The 7048-nt window shown below is 69.0% G+C and carries 8 protein-coding genes; 5 read left to right on the forward strand and 3 right to left on the reverse strand.

The window, feature by feature from the left end; translation table 11 throughout:
• The 3 genes from QQK43_RS22240 to QQK43_RS22250 all read right to left on the reverse strand — a co-directional run.
• Positions 1-464 (reverse strand): aspartate/glutamate racemase family protein (locus QQK43_RS22240; protein WP_284309504.1); only part of this gene is annotated, 464 nt, incomplete at its 3' end.
• A 4-nt stretch (positions 465-468) separates the two neighbouring features.
• Positions 469-1176, reverse strand: a complete 708-nt coding sequence (locus QQK43_RS22245) for a GntR family transcriptional regulator (RefSeq protein ID WP_284309505.1) — start codon at positions 1174-1176, stop codon at positions 469-471.
• A 73-nt stretch (positions 1177-1249) separates the two neighbouring features.
• Positions 1250-1972 (reverse strand): maleate cis-trans isomerase family protein, encoded by a 723-nt coding sequence (locus tag QQK43_RS22250; protein ID WP_284309506.1) that lies wholly within the window; start codon positions 1970-1972, stop codon positions 1250-1252.
• Positions 1973-2195: 223 nt separating this feature from the next.
• Here QQK43_RS22250 and hydA point away from each other — a divergent pair, with 223 nt between their 5' ends.
• From hydA to QQK43_RS22275, 5 genes are all read left to right on the forward strand, one after another.
• Positions 2196-3608: a dihydropyrimidinase gene (hydA, locus tag QQK43_RS22255; RefSeq protein WP_234264158.1), complete on the forward strand. Its 1413-nt coding sequence runs from the start codon at positions 2196-2198 to the stop codon at positions 3606-3608.
• A 68-nt stretch (positions 3609-3676) separates the two neighbouring features.
• Positions 3677-4738 carry a TRAP transporter substrate-binding protein gene (locus QQK43_RS22260; RefSeq protein WP_284309507.1) on the forward strand — a complete coding sequence of 354 codons (1062 nt, stop codon included), beginning with the start codon at positions 3677-3679 and terminating at the stop codon, positions 4736-4738.
• 60 nt (positions 4739-4798) lie between these two features.
• A complete protein-coding gene (locus QQK43_RS22265; RefSeq protein ID WP_234264156.1) occupies positions 4799-5395 on the forward strand; it encodes a TRAP transporter small permease subunit in 597 nt (198 codons plus the stop codon).
• A complete protein-coding gene (locus QQK43_RS22270) occupies positions 5392-6684 on the forward strand; it encodes a TRAP transporter large permease (RefSeq protein WP_284309508.1) in 1293 nt (430 codons plus the stop codon). Before QQK43_RS22265 ends, QQK43_RS22270 begins: the two co-directional genes overlap by 4 nt.
• Positions 6681-7048: amidase family protein (locus QQK43_RS22275; RefSeq protein ID WP_284309509.1), on the forward strand; the 368-nt coding region annotated here is incomplete at its 3' end. The genes QQK43_RS22270 and QQK43_RS22275, both read left to right, overlap by 4 nt.

Below are 7048 nucleotides of genomic sequence, written 5' to 3' on the forward strand. Positions count from 1 at the left end.
GCTTCGGGTGCGGCCACGCCCAGCAGGCGCGGCCCGAAGCCCAGCGCCTGCACGTGGTCCCGGTAGCTGTCGGCCATGGCCGCGCCGAGCGTGAGCAGGGCAAAGCGCGGCCCGCTCAGGCTGGCCATCAGGCAGGCCGCTTCGGTCATGCCCAGCACCGGCCGCGGGGCCAGCGCGGCGCGCGTGGAGGCCAGTCCGCAATCGAGCGAAATGCCGACGATGACCGCATCGTGATCGGCCTGGTGCGCCTGGGCCATGGCCAGCACGCGCGCGCCCGCTGCGGCGAGTTGGTCCGGCGAGCGCACGGCCGCCGGGCCTTCGGTGGCGGTGAGCGCGGTCAGCGTGGTGCCGGCGGGCAGATGGGGCCGGGCCGACAGGGCCAGACGTTCGGTGATGGTGGCCGAGGTGTTGGGGTTGACCAGCAGCAGGCGGCGCCCGGGCGGCGTGTGCGCGGCGGGCGCCATGGGCTCAGTCCCTGAAGACCGCTTCGAGGTCGACCTCGACGGTGTTGTTGTCCAGCGAGAGGCTGTGTTCGATGTGATCCAGGTGGGCCAGCATCAGCTTTTCGGCGCGCGCCGTGTCGCGCTTGGCGATGGCGTCGACGATCTCGGCGTGCTCGTCGGCCCGGCAACTGGTGGCGGTGGGCGCGTCGTAGAGGAAGATGATCAGGCAGGTCAGCGTCGAGAGCTCGCGCAGGCTGCGCAGCAGGGCCGAGTTGCCGGCGAGTTCGGCCAGCAGCACGTGGAATTCGCCCGACAGGCGGACCACGGCGCGGCGGTCGTCGCGGCGCCGCGCGTCGTGCTCCAGCTCTTCGTGCTGGCGCAGGCGGGCAACCTTGTCGGGCGTGAGCTGGGTCACCAAGCGCTTGAGGATGGCCGGCTCGATCAGGCGCCGGGCCTCGAACACGTCTATGGCCTGCTGCGGTGTGGGCTGGGCCACGAAGGCGCCGCGCTGCGGGTAGAGCTCGACGATCTGCTCGTGCGCCAGCCGGCTCAGCACCTCGCGCACCCGGGCGCGGCTGACGTTGAAGATCTTGGCCAGCCGGTCCTCGCCCAGCTTGGTGCCGGGGTGCAGCCGATGTTCGAGGATGGCGACGTAGATGCGCTCGTAGATCTCGTCGTTGGCGTTTTCCCGGGCCAGGAGACCGGTGGGCGCGGATCGGGCTGGGCGTGGCATGGTCGGAGGAGGCTGGCGGCGCGTCGCACCGGGATGGAGCGGCATTCTATCGACGCGCCCCGGGCAGCAGGCTTCACCAGCCATACAGGCGACCCCAGCCCGTGACCTGGCTGGCTGGCACACCGGCGGCGCGCAGCATGCCCCAGACGGTGGTGCTCACGGTGTCCAGCAGGGTGACGCCGCTGCGCGCTTCGTAGGCCGCTGCCAGGCGCGCGCCGTGCAGGTTGGTGCAGTAGGTGACGGCCGCCTGCGGTGCCGCCTGCGCCACGTCGTCGAGCAGGCTGTCGAGCTGCGACTCGGGCACCAGCGCGAAGTCGTGGTTGACGCAGATGCCGAGGTGGCGTTCGGCCACCACCTCGATCCCGATGGCGGCGTAGTTGGCGACGATGCGCTGCTGCACGTCGGTGGTGTAGGGCGTCACCAACGCCAGGCGGCGGATGCCCTGCAGCGCCAGCAGTTCGTTGAGCGCGAGCACGGCGGTGGTGGCGACGATGCCGGTGCGCTCGCGGATGCGTTCGGCCAGGCGCAGGTCGCGCTCGAACCCCATCCAGCCGGCGGCCGTGCCGCTCCAGCCGATCACGTCGACCTGGGCGTCGGCCAGCAGATCGGCCGCCGCCAGGATCTTGCTGTCGTCGAACTGCCCCAGGGCCTGTGCGCTGAGCGAAATCTCGGTCACCCGGAAGCGCGAGAAATGGGCGCTGGCGCCGGGCACGGTGGCCACGATGGCGCTGGTCAGCGGCTCCAGCGCGGTGTTGGAAGAGGGGGTGAGCACGCCCAGGCGCACGGATCGGGTCATGGTTGGCTTTCGGTGTCCGACTGTTTGTCGACAGGATAAAAGAATCTTGTCGACATTGTTTGCTTCGGGAAAAGGGTTTGATGGGGCCAGATTTTCGGAGAGAGCACAAGCACAGGCCGTGCCCGGATTCTGGTTGGCACAGTGATTGCATGGCAACAGTCATGACAACAGTTATGCACCATTTTGTAGACAACATGGTCGACAAAATTATCCGGAGTCGCCCATGAATGCCCCGTTGGATCTGGTGGTGCGCCATGCGCACGTGGCCACCGCCAGCGACTGTTTCGACGCCGACATCGGCGTGCACCAGGGGCGCATCGTCCAGATTGGTGCATCGCTGCCGGCCGGGGTGCGCGAGATCGATGCGCGTGGGCGCGTCGTGACGCCGGGCGGGGTCGATGCCCATTGCCACCTGGACCAGCCCATGGAGGCCCCGGTGCGCATGGCCGACGATTTCGACAGCGGCACGCGCTCGGCCGCCTGCGGCGGCACCACCACCGTGATCCCTTTCGCGGCGCAGGCCAAGGGGCAGTCGCTGCGTGCGGCGGTGGCCGACTACCACCGCCGCGCCGAGGGCAAGGCGCATGTGGACTACGCCTTCCACCTGATCGTGAGCGACCCCACGCCCGAGGTGTTGCAGCACGAGCTGCCGCAGCTCATCGCCGAGGGCTACACCTCGTTCAAGGTCTACATGACCTACGACGACCTCAAGCTCGACGACGGCCAGATCCTGGACGTGCTGTCGGTGGCGCGCGATCACGGCGCCCTGGCCATGGTCCACGCCGAAAACGCCGACTGCATCGAATGGCTCACGCGGCGGCTGGAAGCGGCCGGGCGCACCGCACCGCGCTGGCACGCGCACGCGCGGCCCATGCTGGTCGAACGCGAGGCCACGCACCGCGCCATCGCGCTGTCCGAGCTGGTCGACGTGCCCATCCTCATCGTGCACGTGTCGGGCCGGGAAGCGGTGGAGCAGATCCGCTGGGGCCGCGCCCACGGCCTGCCGATCTTTGCCGAGACCTGCCCGCAATACCTGTTCCTGACGGCGGAAGACCTGGGGCTCGACGACAGCTACCAGGGCGCCCGCTGCGTCTGCAGCCCGCCGCCGCGCGACCGCGCCAACCAGGCGGTGATCTGGAACGGCCTGCGCGACGGGTTGTTCACGGTGTTCTCGTCCGACCACGCCCCCTTCAACTACGAAGGCACCGAAGGCAAGCAGCCGGGCGGGCAGGAACAGCCGTTCCGCCACATCCCCAACGGCATCCCCGGGCTGGAGACGCGCATGCCGCTGCTGTACTCCGAAGGGGTGCTCGGCGGGCGCATCACGCTGGAAAAATTTGTCGAGCTGACCGCGACCAATCCGGCCAAGGCCTACGGGCTGCACCCGCGCAAAGGCGCGATCGCCATCGGCGCCGACGCCGACCTGGTGATCTGGGACGAGGGCGAGCGCGTCATCCGCAATGCCGACCTGCACCACGCGGTCGACCACACCCCTTACGAAGGCCACCGTCTGCGCGCCTGGCCGGCCTGCACGCTCAGTCGCGGCGAGGTGGTGTGGGACGGCCAGTTCCACCCCCGCGCCGGCCAGGGGCGCTTTCTGCCCTGCCAGACCCCCACCCTGTGGGCGCGCCGCTGACCGGCGGCGTCCGACCGGTTTTCCCTTCCTCCCCTTCCGTTCCTTTCTGTCCTTCCAGGAGTTTTCCCATGAACCTGACCCGCTCGCTTTCCCGCTGCCTGCTGCCGCTGGCCGCCGCCGCTGCCCTGCTGACCGGCGGCCCTGCCCAGGCGCAGGACCGCATCACCTTCAAGGTGATCGGCCAGCCCGCCGCCACCGGCATGGTGCAGAAGAACAAGGAGAAGCCCTTCTTCGACGATTTCGCCAAGCGCACGGGCCTGCCCATCGACGCGGACTACAAGGCGGTGGACCAGCTCGGGATCAAGGACACCGAACAGCTGCGCGTGATGAAGGCCGGCCTGTTCGACATCGTTTCGCTGCGCGTGTCGCAGAACTCGCGCGACGAGCCCACGCTGCTGGGCCTGGACCTGGTGGGCGCCGCGCCCAACTACGAGACCGCGCGCAAGGTCTATGAGGCCTATTTCGACACGCTCGACCAGCGCCTGCAGAAGCAGTTCCAGGTCAAGCTGCTGGGCGCCTGGCCGTTCGGCCCGCAGATCCTGTTCTGCAAGAAGCCGGTGGCCAAGCTGGCCGACCTCAAGGGCCTGAAGGTGCGCGTGTACGACCAGAATCTGGCCAAGTTCATCGAGACCGTGGGCGGTGTGCCGGTGCCGCTGTCCTTCACCGAAGTGCACCAGTCGCTGTCGCTGGGCGTGGTGGACTGCGCCATCACGGGCCCGAGCTCGGCCAACAGCTCCGGCTGGCCCGAGGTGACCACGCACCAGTACCCCATCGGCTTCCAGATGGCGGTCAACGGCTACGCCATCACGCTCAAGGCCTGGAACCGCCTGAACGCCGACCAGCAGGCCAAGATGCAGGCCGCCTTCAAGACGCTGACCGACGACATCTGGGTCTATTCGGAGCAACTGACCAAGGACGCGATGAACTGCAACGCCGGCAAGGAACCCTGCACCACCGGCAAGAAGTTCAACCTGGTGGACGTGCCGGTGCAGCCCGCCGACCTGACCACGCTGCGTGACGCCGTGGCCACCATCTCCGTGCCCACCTGGGCCGAGATCTGCGACAAGGCCAACCCCGGCTGCTCGGCCGCCTGGAAGGCGACCGTCGGCAAGGTGATCGGCATCAAGTAAGCCCTGCGGTGCGCGCCGGCCCCGTGCCGGCGCGCACCAGGCTTCCACGGAAAGACCCTCATGAAAGACCTCCTCGAACGCTGGCTGGGCACCCTGTTCGGCCTGATATTCGTCGCCCTGTCGCTGGTGGTGGCGCTGGAGACGGCCCTGCGCAAGCTGTTCAACGTCTCGCTGCAAGGCGCCGACGAACTGGGCGGTTACGCCCTGGCCGTCGGGGCCACGCTGGCCTTCAGCCTGGCCCTGCTGGGGCGCAACCACATCCGGGTGGATGTTTTTCATGAGCGCCTGCCGCGGCCGGTGCAGGTGGCGCTGAACTGGCTGTCGTCGCTCTCGCTGGCGGGGTTCGCGGCGCTGCTGGCCTACCTGGCCTGGTTCGCGATCCAGGATTCGCGCACCTACCAGAGCGTCGCGCAGACGCCCTGGGCCACGCCCCTGGTCTACCCGCAGACCGCCTGGCTGATCGGGCTGATGCTGTTCGGCGCGCTGGCCGTGGGCGTGGCGCTGGTGGCCACCTGGCAACTGCTGACCGGGCGCACCGAGGCGCTCAACGCCATGCTGCACCCGCGCTCGACACGCGAAGAACTCAAGGAAGAACTGGACGACCTGAAAGAGCGCTCCGGTGCCCAGGCGCCCGCTGCCCCGGGAGGTGCCGCATGAGCCTGCACTACATCGCCATCGGCTTTTTCGCCATGCTGGGCATGATGCTGCTGGGCCTGCCCATCGCCACCTCCATGGCGGTGGTCGGCATCGTCGGCGGCATGGTCGCCTACGGCGTGCCCTTCATCGATTCCATCGCGCCCGTGGTCTGGGGCGTGCACAACGACAACCTGCTGACCTCGATCCCGCTGTTCGTGCTGATGGGCGAGCTGCTGCTGCGCTCGGGCATCGCCGACCGCATGTTCGGCGCGCTGGCGGCCTGGCTCGGCCGGCTGCCGGGCGGGTTGCTGCACACCAACATCGGTTGCAGCGCGCTGTTCGCCGCCACCTCGGGCTCGTCGGTCGCCACGGCCGCCACCGTGGGCACCGTGGCGCTGCCCTCGCTGCACAAGCGCGGCTACCCGATGAGCATGTCGCTGGGCTCCATCGCGGCCGGCGGCACGCTGGGCATCCTGATCCCGCCTTCGGTCAACATGATCGTCTACGGCTCGCTCACCGACACCTCGATCGGCAAGCTGTTCGTGGCCGGCATCGTGCCCGGCCTGCTGCTCTCGGCGGCGTTCATGGGCTACATCCTGGTGCACGCGCTACTGACCCGCAGCGCCATCCGCGAGGAGAAGGTGCCGCTGCCCGAGCGCCTGCGTCTGCTCAAGGACCTGGTGCCGCCGGGCGTGGTGTTCCTGATCGTCATGGGCAGCCTCTACAGCGGCGTGGCCACCACCACCGAATCGGCCGCGCTGGGCGTGGTGGCGTCGCTGGGGTTTGCCTGGCACAGCCGCAAGCTGAGCTGGGGGCTGCTGCAGAACTGCTTCATCCAGACCGCCAAGACCAGCGGCATGATCCTGCTGATCATCACCGCCGCGTTCATCCTCAACCTGGCGGTGAGCCTGACCGGCGTGGCCGAAACCATGACGCAATGGGTCACCTCCTTCGGCCTATCGCCCACGCAGATGCTGCTGGTTCTGGTGCTGTTCTACCTGCTGCTGGGCATGTTCATGGACGTGCTCTCGATGATGGTGGCGACCATCCCGATCACCTTCCCCATCGTCGTGGCCATGGGCATCGACCCGGTGTGGTTCGGCATCTTCATCGTGCTGATGTGCGAGCTGGGGCTGATCACGCCACCCGTGGGCATGAACCTGTTCGTGGTGCAGGGCATCCGCCCCGACGGCGGCTCCATCCGCGACGCCGTCGTGGGTGCCTTGCCTTACGTGATCATCCTGCTGGGCTTTGCGCTGCTGCTGATGGTCTTCCCGGCCATCGTGACCTGGCTGCCGGGGCAGATGTGAGCGCGCCCGCCGACGCACCGCCCCTGTGGCAGTGGCCGGCCACGGCGCTGGCCGCGGCCTACCGCGCCGGGACCGTCACGCCGCTGGACGCGGTGCGCAGCTGCCTGGCGCGCATCCACGCCGTGAACCCGGCGCTGAACGCGCTGATCGCCCTGCGCGAAGACGGCGTGCTGGCCGATGCCGAGGCCAGCACCGAGCGCTTTCGGGCCGGGGCGCCGCGGTCGCTGCTGGACGGCGTGCCGCTCTCGATCAAGGACAACCTGCTCACCGCCGACCTGCCCACCGTCTGGGGCAGCCCGGGCCTGCACGCCCACCCGCCTGCGCGGCACGACGAGCAGCCTGTGGCCCGCGTGCGCGCGGCCGG

The sequence above is a fragment of the Hydrogenophaga electricum genome (assembly GCF_030160815.1).
Lineage (GTDB): Bacteria > Pseudomonadota > Gammaproteobacteria > Burkholderiales > Burkholderiaceae_C > Hydrogenophaga > Hydrogenophaga electricum.

Excerpts from the sequence above, each read along its gene's own strand:
- QQK43_RS22245 (WP_284309505.1), bottom strand. The coding sequence starts at position 1,176 with ATGCCACGCCCAGCCCGATCCGCGCCCACCGGTCTCCTGGCCCGGGAA.
- QQK43_RS22250 (WP_284309506.1), bottom strand. The coding sequence starts at position 1,972 with ATGACCCGATCCGTGCGCCTGGGCGTGCTCACCCCCTCTTCCAACACC.
- hydA (WP_234264158.1), top strand. The coding sequence starts at position 2,196 with ATGAATGCCCCGTTGGATCTGGTGGTGCGCCATGCGCACGTGGCCACC.
- QQK43_RS22260 (WP_284309507.1), top strand. The coding sequence starts at position 3,677 with ATGAACCTGACCCGCTCGCTTTCCCGCTGCCTGCTGCCGCTGGCCGCC.
- QQK43_RS22265 (WP_234264156.1), top strand. The coding sequence starts at position 4,799 with ATGAAAGACCTCCTCGAACGCTGGCTGGGCACCCTGTTCGGCCTGATA.
- QQK43_RS22270 (WP_284309508.1), top strand. The coding sequence starts at position 5,392 with ATGAGCCTGCACTACATCGCCATCGGCTTTTTCGCCATGCTGGGCATG.